At 60.7% G+C, this 18105-nt stretch carries 14 protein-coding genes and 1 pseudogene; 9 read left to right on the top strand and 6 right to left on the bottom strand.

The window, feature by feature from the left end; all coding sequences use genetic code 11:
• Nucleotides 1-23: 23 nt before the first annotated feature.
• From BA011_RS32225 to BA011_RS32200, 6 genes are all read left to right on the top strand, one after another.
• Complete coding sequence (locus BA011_RS32225; RefSeq protein ID WP_065284163.1) at nt 24-1490, top strand: alpha-glucosidase/alpha-galactosidase; 1467 nt, start codon at nt 24-26, stop codon at nt 1488-1490.
• A 122-nt stretch (nt 1491-1612) separates the two neighbouring features.
• Nucleotides 1613-3700, top strand: a complete 2088-nt coding sequence (locus BA011_RS32220; RefSeq protein WP_065283855.1) for an ABC transporter substrate-binding protein — start codon at nt 1613-1615, stop codon at nt 3698-3700.
• 177 nt (nt 3701-3877) lie between these two features.
• The gene (locus BA011_RS32215) at nt 3878-4885 is read left to right on the top strand and encodes an ABC transporter permease (RefSeq protein ID WP_017957903.1); all 1008 of its coding nucleotides are present in this window, start codon (nt 3878-3880) and stop codon (nt 4883-4885) included.
• Nucleotide 4886: 1 nt separating this feature from the next.
• The gene (locus BA011_RS32210; RefSeq protein ID WP_065283854.1) at nt 4887-6020 is read left to right on the top strand and encodes an ABC transporter permease; all 1134 of its coding nucleotides are present in this window, start codon (nt 4887-4889) and stop codon (nt 6018-6020) included.
• 10 nt (nt 6021-6030) lie between these two features.
• Complete coding sequence (locus BA011_RS32205; RefSeq protein WP_017957905.1) at nt 6031-7698, top strand: ABC transporter ATP-binding protein; 1668 nt, start codon at nt 6031-6033, stop codon at nt 7696-7698.
• 22 nt (nt 7699-7720) lie between these two features.
• Nucleotides 7721-9091 carry an alpha-glucosidase/alpha-galactosidase gene (locus BA011_RS32200; RefSeq protein WP_065283853.1) on the top strand — a complete coding sequence of 457 codons (1371 nt, stop codon included), beginning with the start codon at nt 7721-7723 and terminating at the stop codon, nt 9089-9091.
• Nucleotides 9092-9242: 151 nt separating this feature from the next.
• Here the strand turns inward: BA011_RS32200 and BA011_RS32195 are convergent, their stop codons facing one another.
• Genes BA011_RS32195 through BA011_RS32170 form a run of 6 tightly spaced genes read right to left on the bottom strand, consistent with a single transcriptional unit; the run spans nt 9243 to nt 16381 of the window.
• A complete protein-coding gene (locus BA011_RS32195; protein WP_065283852.1) occupies nt 9243-9683 on the bottom strand; it encodes a hypothetical protein in 441 nt (146 codons plus the stop codon).
• 24 nt (nt 9684-9707) lie between these two features.
• Nucleotides 9708-10187 carry a hypothetical protein gene (locus BA011_RS32190; protein ID WP_065283851.1) on the bottom strand — a complete coding sequence of 160 codons (480 nt, stop codon included), beginning with the start codon at nt 10185-10187 and terminating at the stop codon, nt 9708-9710.
• Between the two features lie 20 nt (nt 10188-10207).
• Nucleotides 10208-11416 (bottom strand): hypothetical protein, encoded by a 1209-nt coding sequence (locus BA011_RS32185; RefSeq protein WP_237352804.1) that lies wholly within the window; start codon nt 11414-11416, stop codon nt 10208-10210.
• 54 nt (nt 11417-11470) lie between these two features.
• Nucleotides 11471-12235: a TfuA-like protein gene (locus tag BA011_RS32180; RefSeq protein WP_065283849.1), complete on the bottom strand. Its 765-nt coding sequence runs from the start codon at nt 12233-12235 to the stop codon at nt 11471-11473.
• Nucleotides 12228-13376: a YcaO-like family protein gene (locus tag BA011_RS32175; RefSeq protein WP_065283848.1), complete on the bottom strand. Its 1149-nt coding sequence runs from the start codon at nt 13374-13376 to the stop codon at nt 12228-12230. The genes BA011_RS32180 and BA011_RS32175 overlap by 8 nt, the downstream gene beginning before the upstream one ends.
• A 14-nt stretch (nt 13377-13390) precedes the next feature.
• The gene (locus tag BA011_RS32170; RefSeq protein ID WP_065283847.1) at nt 13391-16381 is read right to left on the bottom strand and encodes an ATP-binding protein; all 2991 of its coding nucleotides are present in this window, start codon (nt 16379-16381) and stop codon (nt 13391-13393) included.
• Nucleotides 16382-16545: 164 nt separating this feature from the next.
• Between BA011_RS32170 and BA011_RS32165 the strand changes: the two are divergent.
• From BA011_RS32165 to BA011_RS32155, 3 genes and pseudogenes are all read left to right on the top strand, one after another.
• Nucleotides 16546-17097 (top strand): annotated as a pseudogene (locus BA011_RS32165) (alpha-glucosidase/alpha-galactosidase); the annotation flags it as partial.
• 369 nt (nt 17098-17466) lie between these two features.
• Nucleotides 17467-17706: a DUF982 domain-containing protein gene (locus BA011_RS32160; protein ID WP_065283846.1), complete on the top strand. Its 240-nt coding sequence runs from the start codon at nt 17467-17469 to the stop codon at nt 17704-17706.
• A 64-nt stretch (nt 17707-17770) separates the two neighbouring features.
• Nucleotides 17771-17977: a hypothetical protein gene (locus tag BA011_RS32155; protein ID WP_027687847.1), complete on the top strand. Its 207-nt coding sequence runs from the start codon at nt 17771-17773 to the stop codon at nt 17975-17977.
• Nucleotides 17978-18105: the final 128 nt, after the last annotated feature.

Below are 18105 nucleotides of genomic sequence, written 5' to 3'. Positions count from 1 at the left end.
TCGATTGGGTCGAGGTGAAGATCATGAGTTTCAAAATCGCTATCATCGGTGCGGGCAGCGTCGGTTTCACCAAGAAGCTGTTTACCGATATATTGTGCGTTCCGGAATTTCGCGACGTCGAATTCGCGCTGACGGATCTCAGCGAACACAATCTCGAAATGATCAAGGCGATCCTCGACCGCGTCGTCGAGGCGAACGGGCTGCCGACCAAGGTGACGGCGACGACCAACCGGCGCCAGGCGCTGGAAGGCGCGCGCTACATCATCAGCTGCGTCCGGGTCGGTGGGCTCGAGGCCTATGCCGATGATATCCGCATTCCGCTGAAATATGGCATCGACCAGTGCGTCGGCGATACGATTTGCGCCGGCGGCATCCTCTATGGCCAGCGCAACATCCCGGTTATCCTCGACTTCTGCAAGGATATCCGCGAGGTCGCCGAGCCCGGTGCGAAATTCCTGAACTATGCCAACCCGATGGCGATGAACACCTGGGCGGCGATCGAATATGGCAAGGTCGATACCGTCGGTCTCTGCCACGGTGTCCAGCACGGCGCCGAACAGATCGCCGAGGTGCTCGGCGCGAAGTCGCTGAGCGAGCTCGACTATATCTGCTCCGGCATCAACCACCAGACCTGGTTCATCGACCTGCGTCTCAACGGCCGCAGGATCGGCAAGGACGAGCTCATCGCCGCCTTCGAAGCGCATCCGGTCTATTCGCAGCAGGAGAAATTGCGCATCGACGTGCTGAAGCGTTTCGGCGTCTATTCCACCGAAAGCAACGGTCATCTCTCGGAATACCTGCCCTGGTATCGCAAGCGGCCGGATGAAATCACCCGCTGGATCGACATGTCCGACTGGATCCATGGCGAGACCGGCGGCTATCTCCGCCATTCCACTGAAACGCGCAACTGGTTCGAGACGGAATATCCGCAATTCCTGGAATCCGCCGCAAAGCCGATCGATCCCGCCAAGCGCTCGAACGAACATGCAAGCCATATTCTCGAGGCGCTGGAGACGAACCGGGTCTATCGCGGCCATTTCAACGTCAAGAACAACGGCGTCATCACCAACCTGCCTTCCGATGCGATCATCGAATCGCCGGGCTTCGTCGACCGCTTCGGCATCAACATGGTCTCGGGCGTCACCCTGCCGGAAGCTTGCGCGGCCACCTGCATCGCCTCGATCAACGTCCAGCGCATGTCGGTGCATGCGGCGATATCGGGCGACATCGACCTCTTGAAGCTTGCCGTGCTGCACGACCCGCTGGTCGGCGCCGTCTCGACGCCGGAAGAGGTCTGGCAGATGGTCGACGAGATGGTCGTTGCCCAGGCGCGCTGGCTGCCGCAATATGCGCATGCCGTACCGGCCGCCAAGGAGCGGCTGTCGAAATCGAAGGTGCAGACCCGCGACTGGGCGGGGGCAGCACGCCGCAACGTTCGCTCGATCGAGGAGCTGCGCGCGGAAAAGGCGGCGCTGAAACAGGCCGTCTGATGTTCTTGAAAGTGGGTCGTCATGGGTTTCCGGGAGGGAAATCCATGGCGTCAGGCCCGCTTTCATGTCGTTCGAGGAAAAGGAGCCGCGTGAGCCGTGCTCCGGAACAAGAGGGAGAAACGATGATGAATTTCCGTAACGCAGGCATCCTGGCCGGACTGGCGCTCAGCGTCTCAGCCGCGGCGCTGAATGCATATGCCTCCGAGCCAACCATTCCACCGGCGCCGGCGGACTTCCCCGCCGAAGGCAAGATCAACTATGTGGCGCGTGACTCCATCCTGGAGTTCAAGGCGCTGCCCGAATATCACGAGCCCGACTGGGTCACGAAGAATTTCGTCGCCACCGGCAAGCTGCCGCCGGTCAAGGACCGCCTGCCGAAGGAGCCTCTGGTCTTCAAGACAGGCAATATGCCAGACGGCATCGGTGTCTACGGCGATACGATGCGCCACGTCATCGGCGGCCGGCCGGAAGGCTGGAACTATGGCGCCGGCCAGACGCAGGGCTGGGGCGGCATCGATATCGGCCTTTCCGAATGCCTGACGCGCACCGCGCCGCTTTTCCAGGTGCAGGCCTCCGATACCGAGCCGCTGCCGAACCTCGCGAAGAGCTGGGATTGGTCGCAAGACGGCCATAAGCTGACCATGCACCTGATCGAAGGCGCCAAATGGTCTGACGGCGCGCCGTTCAACGCTGACGACATCATGTTCTACTGGGAAGATGAAGTCATCGATCCGAATGTCTCGCCGCTTGGCGGCGGCGCCTCGCCGGAGGCCTTCGGCACCGGGACGACGCTGAAGAAGATCGACGATTACACCGTCGAATGGACCTTCAAGGAGGCCTTCCCGAAGCAATATCTCTATACGATGTCCTACCCGAACTTCTGCCCGGGTCCGTCGCATATCCTGAAGCCGAAGCATCCGAAATATTCGAAGAACACCTACGACCAGTTCAAGAACGCCTTCCCGCCGGAGTTCATGAACATGCCGGTCATGGGCGGCTGGGTGCCGGTGGAATATCGCTCCGACGACATCATCGTCATGCGCCGCAATCCCTATTACTGGAAGGTCGACGAGAAGGGCAATCAGCTGCCTTATCTGAACGAGCTGCACTACAAGCTCTCGACCTGGGCCGACCGCGACGTTCAGGCCGTGGCCGGATCCGCCGACATCTCGAACCTCGAGCAGCCGGAAAACTTCGTCGCCTCGCTGAAGCGTGCCGCGGAAGAAACCGCACCCGCCCGCCTTGCCTTCGGCCCGCGCCTCATCGGCTACAATCTTCGCATGAACTTTTCCGCCAATGGCTGGGGCAACCCGGACGAGCGCGGTCAGGCGATCCGCGAGCTGAACCGCAACGAGGATTTCCGCAAGGCCGTCACCATGGCGCTCGACCGCAAGGCGATCGGCGACTCGCTGGTCAAGGGACCGTTCACCGCGATCTATCCCGGCGGGCTCTCCTCCGGCACCAGCTTCTACGACCGCAACTCGACCGTCTACTATCCCTTTGATCTTGAAGGCGCCAAGGCCGAACTCGCCAAGGCCGGCCTCAAGGACACCGACGGCAACGGCGTCGTGAACTTCCCGGCCGGTACGGCGGGCGGCAAGGATGTCGAAATCGTCATGCTGATCAACAATCAGTACACGACCGACAAGAGCCTTGCCGAAGGTGTCGTCGGCCAGATGGAGAAGCTCGGCCTGAAGATCGTCATCAATGCGCTCGACGGCGCCAAGCGGGACGACGCCCATTATGCCGGCCGCTTCGACTGGCTGATCCAGCGCAACACGACGGAACTGTCGTCGGTGGTGCAGAACACCGAGCAGCTCGCCCCTGTCGGTCCGCGCACCAGCTGGCACCACCGCGCCGGCAAGGATGACAAGCTCGATCTGATGCCCTTCGAACAGGAGCTTATCGACGTCATCAACAAGTTCAGGACGAGCCAGAGCAATGACGAGCGCGTCGACCTGATGAAGCAGTACCAGAAAATCTCGACCGAGCACGTCAACACGGTGGGCCTGACGGAATATCCGGGCGCGCTCATCATCAACAAGCGGTTCTCGAACGTGCCACAGGGCACGCCGATCATGATGTTCAACTGGGCTGAAGACTCGGTGATCCGCGAACGCATGTGGGTGGCCGCCGACAAGCAGGGCAAATACGAGCTGTTCCCGCAGCAGCTGCCCGGCAAGCCCGGCGAGAAGGGTCCCATAAACTGATGCATGCCGCCCGGAAACAAAGAGTTAAAGCGCGTCGCATGTGATGCGACGCGCTGGAGAGCTCCCTCCCAGCTGAAGTGAGCTTCCGGCCGCGCGTGCAGCGCGCGGCCGGGCAAAACCAACGAGCCGGCCGCGCTGACAAGGAGCGACTGGCGGCAAGGAGAAGCGAACCGTCTGATGTTACGATTCCTGCTCGTGCGCATAGCCTCCGCGATCCCCATTCTCTTCATCCTGAGCGTGGTGACCTTCGCAATCATCCAGGCCCCGCCCGGCGACTATGCCGATTACATCCGCTCCCAGCTGATCAACCAGGGGGGCGCCTCCTATGCGCAGGCCGAAGCGCAGGCGCAGGCTTACCGCGTCGAACACGGGCTCGATAAGCCGCTGGTCGTCCAGTACGTCAACTGGATCGGCGGCATCGTGACCCGCGGCGATTTTGGTTACAGCATGTTCTACAACAAGCCGGTCGCCGATGTCGTCGGCGAACGCCTGCCGCGGACCTTGCTTCTGGCGCTCGTCTGCCATCTCTTCGCTTCGGTACTCGGCATCGGTTTCGGCATCTGGGCGGCAACCCGCCAATACAGCTGGATCGACAGCCTGCTTTCGGGAATTTCCTTCCTCGGCATGACGGTGCCGCGCTTCCTGATGGCGCTGATCATCGTCTATCTCCTGGTCTTCCAGCTCAACGTGACCGAGATCGGCAGCTTCTTCTCGCCGCAGTATGGCGGGGCGCCCTGGTCCTGGGCGAAATTCGTCGATCTCGTCAGCCATGTCTGGCCGGTCGTGGCGATCGCCACCTTTGGCGGGCTCGCCTATAACATGCGCGTCATGCGCGGCAATCTGCTCGATACGCTGAACGCCCAATATGTCGAGACGGCCAAGGCCAAGGGCCTTTCCGGCGGAGCGGTGGTGATGCGCCATGCGGTGCCGAATGCGCTGCATCCGCTGGTGATGTACCAGGGCGTCGTGCTGCCTTACATGCTGACCGGCGAGATCGAGACCGCCATCATCTTCGCGCTGCCGACCGTCGGTCCGGCCATCGTCGGCTCAATGGCGGTCGGCGACGTCTATGTCACCGCCACCTTCATGATGGTGCTGTCGGCCACGCTGATCGTCGGCAACATCATCGCCGACATGCTGCTCGCTTTGCTCGATCCGCGTGTCCGCCAATATGGAGGAGCCTGAGATGCTTGCTTTCGACTCTTCTGCAACACCGCCGACAACCGACATCGTGGCCAAGCCATCGCATGGGCACGAGAGCTATATCGCCCTTGTCTGGCGCCGGTTGAGGCGCTCTTGGACCGGCATGGCAGGCCTCGTGCTCGTCCTGCTCCTGCTCCTCATGGCGATCTTTGCCGATTTCTTCGCGCCGATGGATCCGAAGGCGACCGATGTCGGCTTCGCGCCGCCACAGGTGATGAGCTTCCACGACAAGGACGGCAACTTCGTCTTCCAGCCGCGCGTCTATGCGCTGTCGGATTCCGAAGAGCTTGATCCGGTCACCTTCCAGCCGGTCGTCGGCATCGACTACGACAATCCGCGGCTGCTCGGCTTCTTCGTCAAGGGCGCCGAATACCGGCTGTTCGGCCTGATCCCGGCCAACCGCCACTTCTTCGGCTCGACCGACGGCCAGCCGGTGCATTTCCTCGGCACCGACAAGTTCGGCCGCGACGTGCTGTCGCGCGCCATCATCGGCTCGCGCATTTCGCTGACCATTGCCCTGACGGTGGTCTTCATCGTCACCATCATCGGCACGACCGTCGGCATGGTGTCCGGCTATTTCGGCGGCACCTTCGATGTCTGGCTGCAGCGTTTCGTCGAACTGGTGCTCGCCTTCCCGCAACTGCCGCTCTATCTGGCGCTGACCTCGCTGATCCCGGTGACGGCGCCGACCAACGTCTTCCTTGCCTTCGTCATTGCCGTCATGTCGGCACTCGGCTGGGCGCAGATGTCGCGCGAGGTGCGCGGCAAGACGCTGGCGCTCGCCCGCATCGACTATGTCAGGGCGGCCATGGCCGTCGGCGCCACCGACACACGCATCATCATGCAGCACATCTTTCCGAATGTGATGAGCCACGTCATCGTCGCGGTGACGCTGCATATACCAAGCGTCGTGCTCTTGGAATCTTTCCTCGGTTTCCTCGGCTTTGCGGTCAAGCCGCCGCTGATCTCCTGGGGGCTGATGCTGCAGGATACGGCGACCTATTCTGTGATCGGCTCCTATCCCTGGATTCTCTCCCCCGTCGGCTTCGTGCTCGTCACCGTCTTCGCGTTCAATGCGCTCGGCGACGGATTGCGCGACGCGGTCGATCCTTATTGAGGTGATTGATATGGCTCTTGCACTGGTCAATTCCTTCGCCCCGCCCGTCCGCCACGATCATGATGGCCGTTCGGATACGCCGATCATCGACGCCCGCAACGTCGCGGTGAATTTCAAGGTCGAGGACGGCATGGTCGAAGCCGTCAAGGACGTCTCGTTTCAGCTCTATCGCGGCGAGACGATCGCGATCGTCGGCGAATCCGGTTCCGGCAAATCGGTGACGGCGCGAACGGTGATGGGGCTCTTGTCGAAGCGCGCCGTCGTCTCCGAGAAATCGACGGTCGCCTATGACGGCAGCAACATCCTGAAATTCTCCGAGAGGGCGCGCCGCAAGCTGCGCGGCGATCGCATCTCGATGATTTTCCAGGAGCCGATGAGCTCGCTGAACCCGATCTATACGATCGGCAGCCAGATCGTCGAGGCGATCCGCGTGCATCGCCGGATCAGCAAGAGGGATGCACAGAAGCGCGCGCTCGAACTGCTGGAACATGTGCAGATCCCCGATCCCGCCGCGCGGCTCATGCAATATCCGCATCAGCTTTCCGGCGGCCAGCGCCAGCGGGTGATGATCGCCATGGCGCTTGCCAACGATCCCGACGTTTTGATCGCCGACGAGCCGACGACGGCGCTCGACGTCACCGTGCAGGCGCAGATCCTCAACCTGATCCGCAACCTGCAGAAAGAGCTGGGGATGGCCGTCATCCTCATCACCCACGACCTGACCGTGGTGCGGCAGTTCTCCGATTACGTCTATGTGATGCAGCTTGGCGAAGTGCGCGAGCACAACACCACCGAAGCGCTGTTTGCCAATCCGCAGGACGCCTATACCAAGCATCTGCTCGCTTCCGAGCCGCGCGGCCAGGCCAATCCGCTGCCGGAGGGATCGGATGTCATCCTCGATGCCAAAGGCGTGCGCGTCTCCTTCATGATGCGTCACGGTACCTTTCTCAAGCCGGCGATGCGTGAGCTTGTCGCCGTCGATAGCCTCGACCTGACGCTGCGCCGTCACGAAACGCTGGGGCTGGTGGGCGAATCCGGCTCCGGCAAGACGACGTTCGGCCAGGCGATCCTGCGGCTGAACACGCCGGACAGTGGCGAAATCCGTTTCGACAATCAGCCGATCCACGGCTTGTCCAGGTCCGAGATGCGGCCCTTGCGCGCCCGCATGCAGGTGGTGTTCCAGGATCCTTTCTCATCGCTTAACCCGCGCATGACGATCGGCCAGATCATCGAGGAGGGGCTGGTCGTCAACCGGCTGGGCGCGACCAAGGGCGAACGGCAGGACCGGGTGCGGGAAGCGCTTATTGCTGCCGGCATGCCGGGCAATATCCTGTCGCGCTTTCCGCACGAATTTTCCGGGGGCCAGCGCCAGCGCATCGCCATTGCCCGCGCCATCGCGCTGGAGCCGGAATTCATCCTGCTCGACGAGCCGACATCGGCGCTCGACCTTTCCGTCCAGGCGCAGATCATCGAACTGCTGCGCAAGCTGCAGGACGAGCGCGGCCTGAGTTACCTCTTCATCTCCCACGACCTCAAGGTCGTCAGGGCGCTCTGCCATCGCGTCATCGTCATGCAGCATGGCAAGATCGTCGAAGAGGGTCCCGTCGACGAAGTACTATCCCATCCCAAGACCGCCTACACCGAACGGCTCGTCAAGGCCGCTTTCGAGGTAGCATGATTATCGAATGCCGGAGGTTATAATGGCAGGAAATCCCAAAATCACCTTTATCGGAGCAGGCTCCACCGTCTTCATGAAGAACATCGTCGGCGACGTGCTGCAGCGGCCCGCGCTGTCAGGCGCGACGATCGCGCTGATGGACCTTAATCCGCAGCGGCTGGAAGAAAGCGCCATCGTCGTCAACAAGCTGATCTCGACGCTCGGCGTCAAGGCCAAGGCCGAGACCTATTCCGACCAGCGCAAGGCGCTTGCAGGCGCCGATTTCGTCGTCGTCGCCTTCCAGATCGGCGGCTATGAGCCCTGCACGGTCACCGATTTCGAGGTTCCGAAGAAATACGGGCTGCGCCAGACGATCGCCGATACGCTCGGCGTCGGCGGCATCATGCGCGGGCTGCGCACCGTGCCGCATCTCTGGAAGGTCTGCGAGGACATGCTCGCCGTTTGCCCCGAGGCGATCATGCTGCAATATGTCAACCCGATGGCGATCAACACCTGGGCGATATCGGAGAAATATCCGACCATCCGCCAGGTCGGCCTCTGCCATTCGGTGCAGGGCACGGCGATGGAACTGGCCCACGATCTCGACATCCCTTACGAGGAGATCCGTTACCGCGCGGCCGGCATCAACCACATGGCCTTCTATCTCAAATTCGAGCATCGCCAGGCTGACGGATCCTACCGCGACCTCTATCCCGATCTCGTGCGCGGCTACCGCGAGGGCAGGGCGCCGAAGCCCGGCTGGAACCCGCGCTGCCCGAACAAGGTGCGCTACGAGATGCTGACGCGGCTCGGTTATTTCGTCACCGAAAGCTCGGAGCATTTCGCTGAATACACGCCCTTTTTCATCAAGGAGGGCCGCGAGGACCTGATCGAGAAATTCGGCATTCCGCTCGACGAATATCCGAAACGTTGCATCGAGCAGATCGAGCGCTGGAAGGGCCAGGCTGAGGCCTATCGCTCGGCCGACAAGATCGAGGTTCAGCCGTCGAAGGAATATGCCTCCTCGATCATCAATTCGGTCTGGACCGGCGAACCCTCGGTGATCTACGGCAATGTCCGCAACAATGGCTGCATCACCTCGCTGCCGACCAATTGCGCCGCCGAAGTGCCGTGCCTCGTCGATGCTTCCGGCATCCAGCCGACCTTCATCGGTGACCTGCCACCGCAGCTGACCGCGCTGATCCGCACCAATATCAACGTCCAGGAGCTGACGGTCCAGGCGCTGATGACCGAGAATCGCGAGCACATCTACCACGCCGCGATGATGGACCCGCATACGGCAGCCGAACTCGACCTCGACCAGATCTGGTCGCTGGTCGACGACCTGCTCGCCACTCACGGCGACTGGCTGCCCGAATGGGCACGCACGACCCGCAAGGTACAGGCCGCCTGACCCCCTCTCCCGGGTGAGGCGTCAAGGAGCCCCGCGGTCGCAACAACCGCGGGGCTCTTTGCTGGGAATGAGGTCTGCCGTGATTGGCGGCACGGCTACGAAGAGATAGCGAATGAGAATTCAGCTTTGACAGGCATTGAGTGATCGGCGGTCACGATGCCTTGCTTTGGCGCTGCTTCTTCGGCTGTGTCCCCCGGTCTGGCGGTAGGCTCGGTTGCTTCGTTGCCACTGCCTGTCGCACAGAGTTGATGGCGTCGACAAAGCTCTGAAAAGTTTCATGTTCGAGAATTGCTTCGGCAGTGGTTTTGTCCGGCTGGTTCGGAAATACAAATTGCTGACCGGTTTTTGCGATAGGATATGTCACCGTGGTCACCGTTCCCGTGCCTGCGGCAACAATTGTTGCCGTTACCGTAATCAAACCGGGCGGCTTGCTCTTCTTTTCTTCCTTAACAGAGAACGTATACGTTTTATTTGCACCATTTCGGCCGATGATTTGCCCTTCGTTGTCCTCACACGGGCTCGAAGCGGCCTCGTCGTAGATTGACAACTCCTCATAGGTGTACGGGATTTCTACGTGGACCACGAATGCCATGATGTTCTCCATCGCTGCTTTGGATTAGTCGCGGGTGAGACGGCCATCACGATGTGCCATCCTGAGGGTGATTGCATACGAGTTTGGTGATCGCTTTCCCGGCAGATTGGCGTCTAAGATGAGCGTCTTTGCGTCGCCATAGCTTATCAATATCTCGAGCAATGCATCAGATGCACGTATGCTCCACATCTTATAGCCGAGATCATCAAATCCGCATCCGACGGCGTTCCTCGGAACATCCGCTGTAATGAGAAACACCCGGGTTGAGTCGAACCTATAACAATGCCCCTCGAAAGCATAACCATAAGCTAAAACGATGGAGTACTCTCCGGACTTACTTCCGATCTGGTCACGAAACAATTGCATTCGAAGATCGCTTAGATGTCCGTCACCGAAATCGAAGCGAGCGTAATCCTTCCTGTCGTTGAGCTTGACGCCGTAAAGGATTAGGGCATCCGCTTGGTAGCGCTCTGTCGCTGGAGCGGGGACGCTGTCATCTGTCATCGATACCTCCCGTTGTCTGGTTAGAGAATGCCACGCCACCTCATGCAATCTTCGAACTGGTCGAGATAAGCAGTCCCGCGTCCCCGCTCGGCAGCCTCAAGCAAGGCCGAAGCTGCGGCCTCAAACGTCAGGCTATCCGGATCGAGCAATTTCCAGGAACGCGTCACCGCCTCGCCCACCACGTCCCGCGCTTCCTGCAGAGCGGCTTTCGTGGCGAAATGCGTGACGTTATAGGATGTCGCCGATGCCCGAAATCCTTCTTCTATCAGCGCCGGCGCCATCTGCTGGCGAAGATCGCTGAACTTTCTGGGATTGATGCTCGACAGTCCGCGCTCGAACAGCAGCGATTGATAAACCTCGATGAGGCAGTCGAAGAGGCCGGCCGCAAAGGGCTTCGACTGGTCGTGCACTTCCTGGCTGACATCGCCGATGCGAAGCGAGTTGTTGAGCGATCTAAGCTGCTTTTCGTCGCTGAGTTCGGCAAATTTGTCGAGTTCGTTGTGCAGGAGCAAGTTGCCTCTTGTGCGCCGAAGCAGCCGGTCGAGCGCGGTATCGAATTGCAGCAATCCCAAGAGCGATATGAAATCGGCGATCGCTTCGTGGTAGGAAAAGAAGTCGCTGCCGGATCCATCGCCTTCGAGGATCCCAAGTTCGCTCAGCAGAATGAGATGCCCCATTTCATGGGCAACCGCGTCGAAATTCAGCGCGAAACAGGATGTCGGGCTTTCCGGCTCGCTCTCGCCGAGCTCCAGAAAGCCGAAGCCGGATTGCGCATTCTGCCAATGGGGAATGCGGGGAACGATTTCCAGCCGTTCCAGCGTCGGCTCGAAGAACCAGCTGATCGGGCGCCCGGCATAGCTCTCGCAGATATCGAGAACCCGGCGGGCGCAGGCATAGCTGTGTGTCGAAAGAAATGCCGGCGAGCCAGGGCCTATGTGATCGAAATGGCCGTCGGGCCCCGGCTCTGCAGGCGGCCGCAAAAGGCCGGGATATGGTGGGATGTACGGCGCGGCATAGGGCGATTTCGGTTCGATGGGATTTGCTACATAGATCCGGCTGTCGGACGGCCCCGCTAGAATCGGGCCTGCAGACGCTCCGATCCACACCACTTCGGGCTTTTCGTAACCGGGAATGAAGGATGGCTGCGGAAAGACAAGGAAACGCGTTCCGAGCGGCCGCTCCAAAGCCGACCCGTCGCCTACTCCCTGCGAATGTGTGATGGCATCCAAAGCTGCCCCCACCGCTCGTTGCCCAACGCCGAGCGATCTTCTACTATACCAGTACTACTGGCATTTCGACAATAGCGCGTCGAGCATTCCGCAGTACTCCATGTCATCGGCGAATGATTCCGTAAGTTCAAACTCGAAAGAAAGAGGCTCGTTCAGACAATTGATCTTGTGATCGGCCAGATATCTCAGGAGATTTACAGCGTCGTTTCGCTTCTGGTTTATGGCTCCGGCTTTCAGCCACGCCTTTAGAACTGCGATCTGGTCCACAGCGCTGAGATTGTTTTCTGCCGCCGCGAAAACCCTGGCGAACGACCTTTCGCTGAAGTGGAGCGAGCGTGCCAGTGACTCAAGCCGGTCTCTCAGCCGTCTTTCGATGACCCCGACGCGTGCCGCTTTTTTCAGGCTCAGCCTGATGTCGATGAGAGCGTCGCCCAATGCGCGCGAGCCCAGCTCGACGGGAGCCATCGGCACCGTGACGTCGGCATCGTCGGCAAGCGGGTGCCGTCGGTACCACCGGTAGATCAGCCCATGCCCGATCATTCCCAGGGGAGCGAGCTCCGCTGCTCTGAGCGCGCCTATGCTGGCGGCACCGAATATGCGGAGCCCTCGGGCCATCGCCCAGAGAATTTCCTGGTGGCGAACGGCGGGGCGCTGCGCGAAGACGCCGTCGATCAGCACGATCGCCGACGGCGCGTAGTCCGCCACGGCGCGCACGACATCGCCGCAGCCGACGGGAGGCAGATAGATCGCCTCCAGGTATTTCCGCGCTTCCGTCGCGGAGAGGGTGGGGCCGAGAAAGACCACGAAATCGTCACGCAAGATCCGCCTCCGGATTTGTTTCCAGCGGAGGAGCAACCACCCGGACGACGTGAAGAGGGACGCGATCGTCCGAATGAAGAACCACAAGAATAGCCGCCTTCGCGCCGGCCAGCTTCAACGCCTCGACGATCGGCAGGATGGAGTGGCCGCTGGCGACAGGACCTTCATCGGGGCTGTAGGAGCTGCCGCCCTTTACGAGTTGCGTGCGCCATGCGGCGAGCTCCGAAGCATCGGCATATGCGTAGACTTCGCTGCTGATATCGTCGCGCGCAGCCGAGATCACCCCCAGCCGCGATTGACACGCTTCGAGCAATGCGCTCGTCAGCGCACGATCGTGGCTGAAGCCGCAGCCGAAGCCTTCGGCCGGCAAGGGCGCGAAGGGGGCTCGTCCGCCATCTTCCATCACGTGGCACCAGTAGATCGGCAGCGCGTGCGGCGCCGGGATTTGCCAGATGCCGACGACAAACCCCGCCTCGGCCAGCCGTCGCATGATTTCTCCCGCGCCGCCTGAGCAGACCGACCGGGAGTCGATCTGGAATCGGTCGAAGAAATGCGGCGTCTTCATCGCCGTGCATCGCGCCTGCCGCTCCAGTATCTCCAGGCAGGCATGCAAGGCCGCGCTTTGCAGGCTGGTGCCGGCTGCCAGACCCGTGGTGTCTCTGGGCATCCAATGCGGATGAGGCGAGGGAACGGTGTAGGCGGAGTCGACAAGGGCAAGCGGGACAGGGGTTCTCCGGCCCGAAAGGAGATCCAGCCCGTCGATCCAGGAAATCCTCTCCGCCTCTCGCCCGACGCCGAGGTGCGACCAGAATTTCTGCTCGTTCATCTCGCGGAAAGCCGCTCTGAAGACGCGCTCCGGGGCAATCCGCTCTGAGGCCCATCCCTCCAGGGATTCCATCAGGCCCGATATCGCCGCAAGCGGCAAGGTCAAACCCTTCCCTTGGCTGACGGCGACGGAAAGGGCGCGCGGCCTGACAACCTGGACGACGGGGATCCCGATGCGGTCGAGTTCCGTGACCGAGCCCAGCCTGGTGATCCCGTATTCGTGCTTGCGCGCCAGGATGCGCTGCACCGTCTGCCAGATATCAGGGGGCGAGAGGGTAGGGGCATCAAAGATGTTGTCGAGCACCCCGTGGTCCATCGCCTCCTCCTGGCCTACGACCTTGGCAGTCCGTCTAAGGCGCGCTTTGCTCTTTCGGCCAGCCATGCCGCTCCCTGCGCGTCGGCAATCTGCACCGCCCTCGTCAGGTCTCTCCTTATCAAGGATGGAGGGTCGTTCAGATCTCGTCTCAGTCTTGCGCTGAGGCGGTAGAGTTCGGCCAGCCAGAACCGTTGACCGCTGTTGCGGCCGACATTGATCGCATTGTGAATGGTAGCCAGGGCTTCAGTAGGCTTGCCGAGCCGCTGCAGCACCTGCGCATGCATGTCGCTGTGCATGGAAAAATTGTCGTCGGTGCCCGATTGCTGCTGGAGCAGCAGACCGTGTTGGAAACGCTCTTCACCCCGTTCGGCAAACGACGTCATCAGCTCCGCCCAACCGCAATACATGTTGGCGCGCGCCTGGCTGGCGGCGAGGCCGTGTCGCTCGGCAAGCGCCAGCATTTGTTCGCCGAGGTCATGGACATCGTCATATCTGCTTTGGCAGCGGCGAAGGACGATGGCGTAATAAAGCGCGTGAACCATGCTCCCGGCATGATCGGTCGAGGCCGCCCAGTCCAGGCACTGTCTGATCGCATGTTCACTGGCATCGGCATCGTTGAGAAGCAGGTAGGACAGGGCGCTCTCGCCCAAGCCGCAGACCTTGGCATCATGTCCGCCGAAGAAGGCGCGATTTCTGACCGCTCTTTCGGGATCGTAGAGATCAAGGCCTCTGGCGACACAATCGAGGCAGAATTCGTGCTCGCCGGCATGGAAGCTCGTCGCCCATCCGCAGTGATAGGATTGAAGCCGCGTCTCCTGATCTTCGACCGCTTGCATGTCGCCGACGAGGATGCGCGCGCGAGACTGCTGCGTCAGAATGTTGGGCGCCGTGAACCACCATCCCCAATAGACCGGGAAATGGTTCGACCGAACAGCCAAGGCCTGTTTCCTCAGAAGCTGCATTGCGCGGGAATAGGCCCGCCGCGCGCTTTCCGAGCCCTCTCCCTCGAGTGCAGTCGCAACGACCCCCTGAAGTTCGAGCAGGCCCAATGCCAGTTCGGTGCGATCGGGATGGCGCCGGGAAAGACTGTCGACCTCCTGCGCGCAGAGCTCGAGCGACACGTTCGCCTCGTGCATGGCAGAGCGCAGAACGCTTGCCTCGGCCGCCGCCAGGGCAAACCTGGCCGCGGCGTCGTGCAAGCCTGCTTCGGCGCATTGCCAGGCCGCGATGGCAGCCGGCAGACTGGGCTTTGCTTCTCCGATCAGGAGTTCGGCGATCCGCCTGTGTATGCGTCGTCTGTCGCTTTTGAGAAGGCTGCTGTAGGCGGCTTCCTGAGTGAGTACGTGCCGGAACTGAAAGGAACCGGGCGTGGCGGATGAAGGCTCGATGATGCCTTGGGAAACAAGCCGCTCGACCGCGACCTCCACCGTCTGCCGGCTGACCCCTTCGAGAAGGTAGGCCAGCAGCGAGATGTTGAATTCGCGGCCGATGACGCTCGCAAATTGCGCCGCGCGTCGTGCGGAACCGGTCGCCGCGAGTCTGGCGGAAAGCAGATCATTCAGCGAGCTGACGCCACCTTCCAGAAGCAGCCCTTTCCATTCGGATGAGGCCTTGCCCAGGGGTTGCCTTCCCAGGAAGAAGTTGGCCAGTTCCTCCGCATAGAGCGGCATGCCATCGCATTGATCCAGGATGAAATCGGACAGGCCCGGCGGGGGAGGCTCACGCCAGACCGAGGCGACGAGATCGCGAACCGCGGCAGAGGCCAAGCCGGATAATTCTATCTCGGTCGCCAGTGCCAGGGATCGCCTGATCCTCGATGTCTGAACCACGAGGATCGGCAACTTGCCTGCGAGCGATCCAAGCCGATCGATCAGCTCCAACGTCATGCCGTCAGCCCAGTGGACATCCTCGAAGACGAGGAGCGTCGGAACGCCAGTCGCTCTGCACGTCAGGATGTCGGCAGCGGCTTCGATGACTTTCCGCCTGAATGCCCGCCCCGACAGATCCGACACGCGAATATTGCGCGAGGTCGCCGGCGATCGGTCTGACGTAAATGAGAGAATGGTGTCGACGATGTCTGCGTCTAAGTGTCGGCCGGATGTTTGAAGAGCCTGCATGAAAGCCGCGCTATCGCCATCCTTCAGAACCACAGGTTCAGCCACAAGCCTCTCAAGAAACGACATAAATGGGTGCAGAGGCTGGCTCTCCAGGCGTCTGCCGCACTGAAAGATCAGGGTCTCCTGCGAAGTTTGCGATAGACTGCGGGCGAATTCGCCGATCAGTCTGGATTTGCCGATGCCTGCCTCTCCGACCACAGTGATCGAACTGCCCTTGCCGTCGAGAGCTGAATTCCAGGCGCTCGAAAGAGCGGCAAGCTCTCTTTCCCTGCCTCTTATCGGCCGGTCCCATTCATGGAATGGCGACAGCGCAGACGTTGATCGATTACGTTCCTGCGGGCGCCAGAGCGCAACCGGCTCTTCAAAGCCTTTGAGTTTGGCCTTCCGCACTAGGTTGTAGTCGAACTTGTGTCGCGTGAGCTGAACGGTCGAATCTGCGACCAGGACCGAATTCGGTTCGGCCTCTGCCTGCAGGCGAGCTGCCAGGACCGGCGCTGTGCCGACAATCTCGTCTCCTTGCGTGGAGAATACGACAAGACCTGTGGCAACCCCGATGCGCAGCCTGAAAGCTGTGTGCGCCTTGCCCTTGGTGCTCGTTGCAATGCCTAACAATTCCAAAGAAGCCTGCACCGCACTTTCAGCCGCATCTTCGGATTGATCGGGATATCCAAAGAAACAGCATCCCCCATCTCCGAGCCGCTGATGAAGAAAACCTCCATGCTTTTTTATGATGGTCTCAGCACTCTGATGTAATGCCGACACGGAGCGAAAGAACTTCTCCGGCTCGCTCCGCAACAAGAGCTCCGTCGAGCCGACGATGTCATAGAAAAGGGCAGTGACCTGTCGCCGCTCACCTGTAAACCGAATTCTCGCGTCGAGGGTTTTCATGCCGGGTCGCCCAACACCACAGAAGCCTTTCTCAGGACATCCGATTTATAGCTTGCATGCAAGCTTTTCGTGCGGCGATGCTAATTTAAGAATCGGTTGTTGGCCTGCGGCTTGATAATCATGCGCTCTTCAAAACCGCGACGGATGCCCGGCCGCACCGGCTCTTCATCAAGGAGGGTCGCGACGACCTGATCGAGAAATTCGGCATTCCGCTCGACGAATATCCGAAACGCTGCATCGAGCAGATCGAGCGCTGGAAAGGCCAGGCGGAGGCCTATCGTTCGGCGGACAAGATCAAGGTCAAGCCGTCGAAGGAATATGCCTCCTCGATCATCAACTCGGTCTGGACCGGCGAGCCTTCGGTGATCTACGGCAATGTCCGCAACAATGGCTGCATCACCTCGCTACCTGCCAATTGCGCTGCCGAAGTGCCTTGCCTCGTCGATGCTTCCGGCATCCAGCCGACCTTCATCGGCGACCTGCCGCCGCAGCTGACCGCGCTGATCCGCACCAATATCAACGTCCGGGAGCTGACGGTGCAGGCGCTGATGACTGAGAATCGCGAGCACATCTACCACGCCGCGATGATGGACCCGCATACGGCAGCCGAACTCGACCTCGACCAGATCTGGTCGCTGGTCGACGATCTGCTCGCCACTCACGGCGACTGGCTGCCCGAATGGGCACGCACGGCCCGCAAGGTACAGGCCGCCTGACCCCTCTCCCGGGTGAGGCGTCAAGGAGCCCCGCGGTCGCAACAACCGCGGGGCTCTTTGCGTGGGGATGGGGCGTTTTGCGATTTGGGGACGTGACTCGCATGGCCGGATCGACATCCTTTCACCCACTTTCTTGAATGCCCTTCAGAGCCGAATCGAAGGCGCTTAGCCGAAGATAAGGCGAAGCTTTCGAAGCACGGCGGTAGGACGCAGCGCAACAGCGACGGCTATCGCGAGCGGTTGTTGGGTTAAGTTGTTGGGTTAAAACGAAAGAGCCTCAAGCTGCTGCCAAAATTCCGGCCGGATCGTCCGCTTGGAACAGATCTTCCTAATATACGTTTGTGGGAAGCCTGCCCCACGGAGGACGCCATGATCAGCATCTGGGATGCGAACGTCGAATTGAAGATAGATGATCGTCATCACGTCATCAGGAGCGCTCGAGAGGCGGTCGCATTTTTGAAGAAATCCTGGCCCGACAACAGAAGCGCGAGCTACACGACAGCGCGGAAGGTATGCCTGGACGCGGCGAATGGCGTTGTTCCCGGTGCGGAAGCGCGAGCTGCGTTTGAGGCTGCGGCGAAGGAGGCCGGCATCCTGCGACAGACTTAGGGATTACCTTGTTCGTTGCCTCCTATCGAACAGGAGGCGCTGGCGCAGTGCCATGAGGAGCGACATGACAGAGAGCGATGCACTCCGCCAGGAAATCTATCGGCTTGCCGCGGCGGCCGAAGCTGACTCAGAAACAACGTCGAATTTGAAGGCGCTGGCCGTGCAGCTCTGGGCAAACTTCGACGAATTCACGGTCGAGGACCTGGAAGATATACTGAGGGACGAATGGAGAACCCGCGGACTGCCGTTCAATGACAACGCGGATATGTAGGCGCTTCTAGAATTGGAGACGTCTGTGCTACCTCAGAGGCCTCTTTGCTGCGTTCGCAATCGGGGCCCCTTAGCTGACCTTTGTTCGATCTATGACGCATGCTTGCTCGTGAGCAGTGGCGCCGATAT

It is taken from the genome of Rhizobium leguminosarum (genome assembly GCF_001679785.1).
GTDB lineage: Bacteria > Pseudomonadota > Alphaproteobacteria > Rhizobiales > Rhizobiaceae > Rhizobium > Rhizobium leguminosarum_R.
Note: the sequence above shows the minus strand (reverse complement) of the source record. Positions and strands in the feature narration are given on the sequence as shown.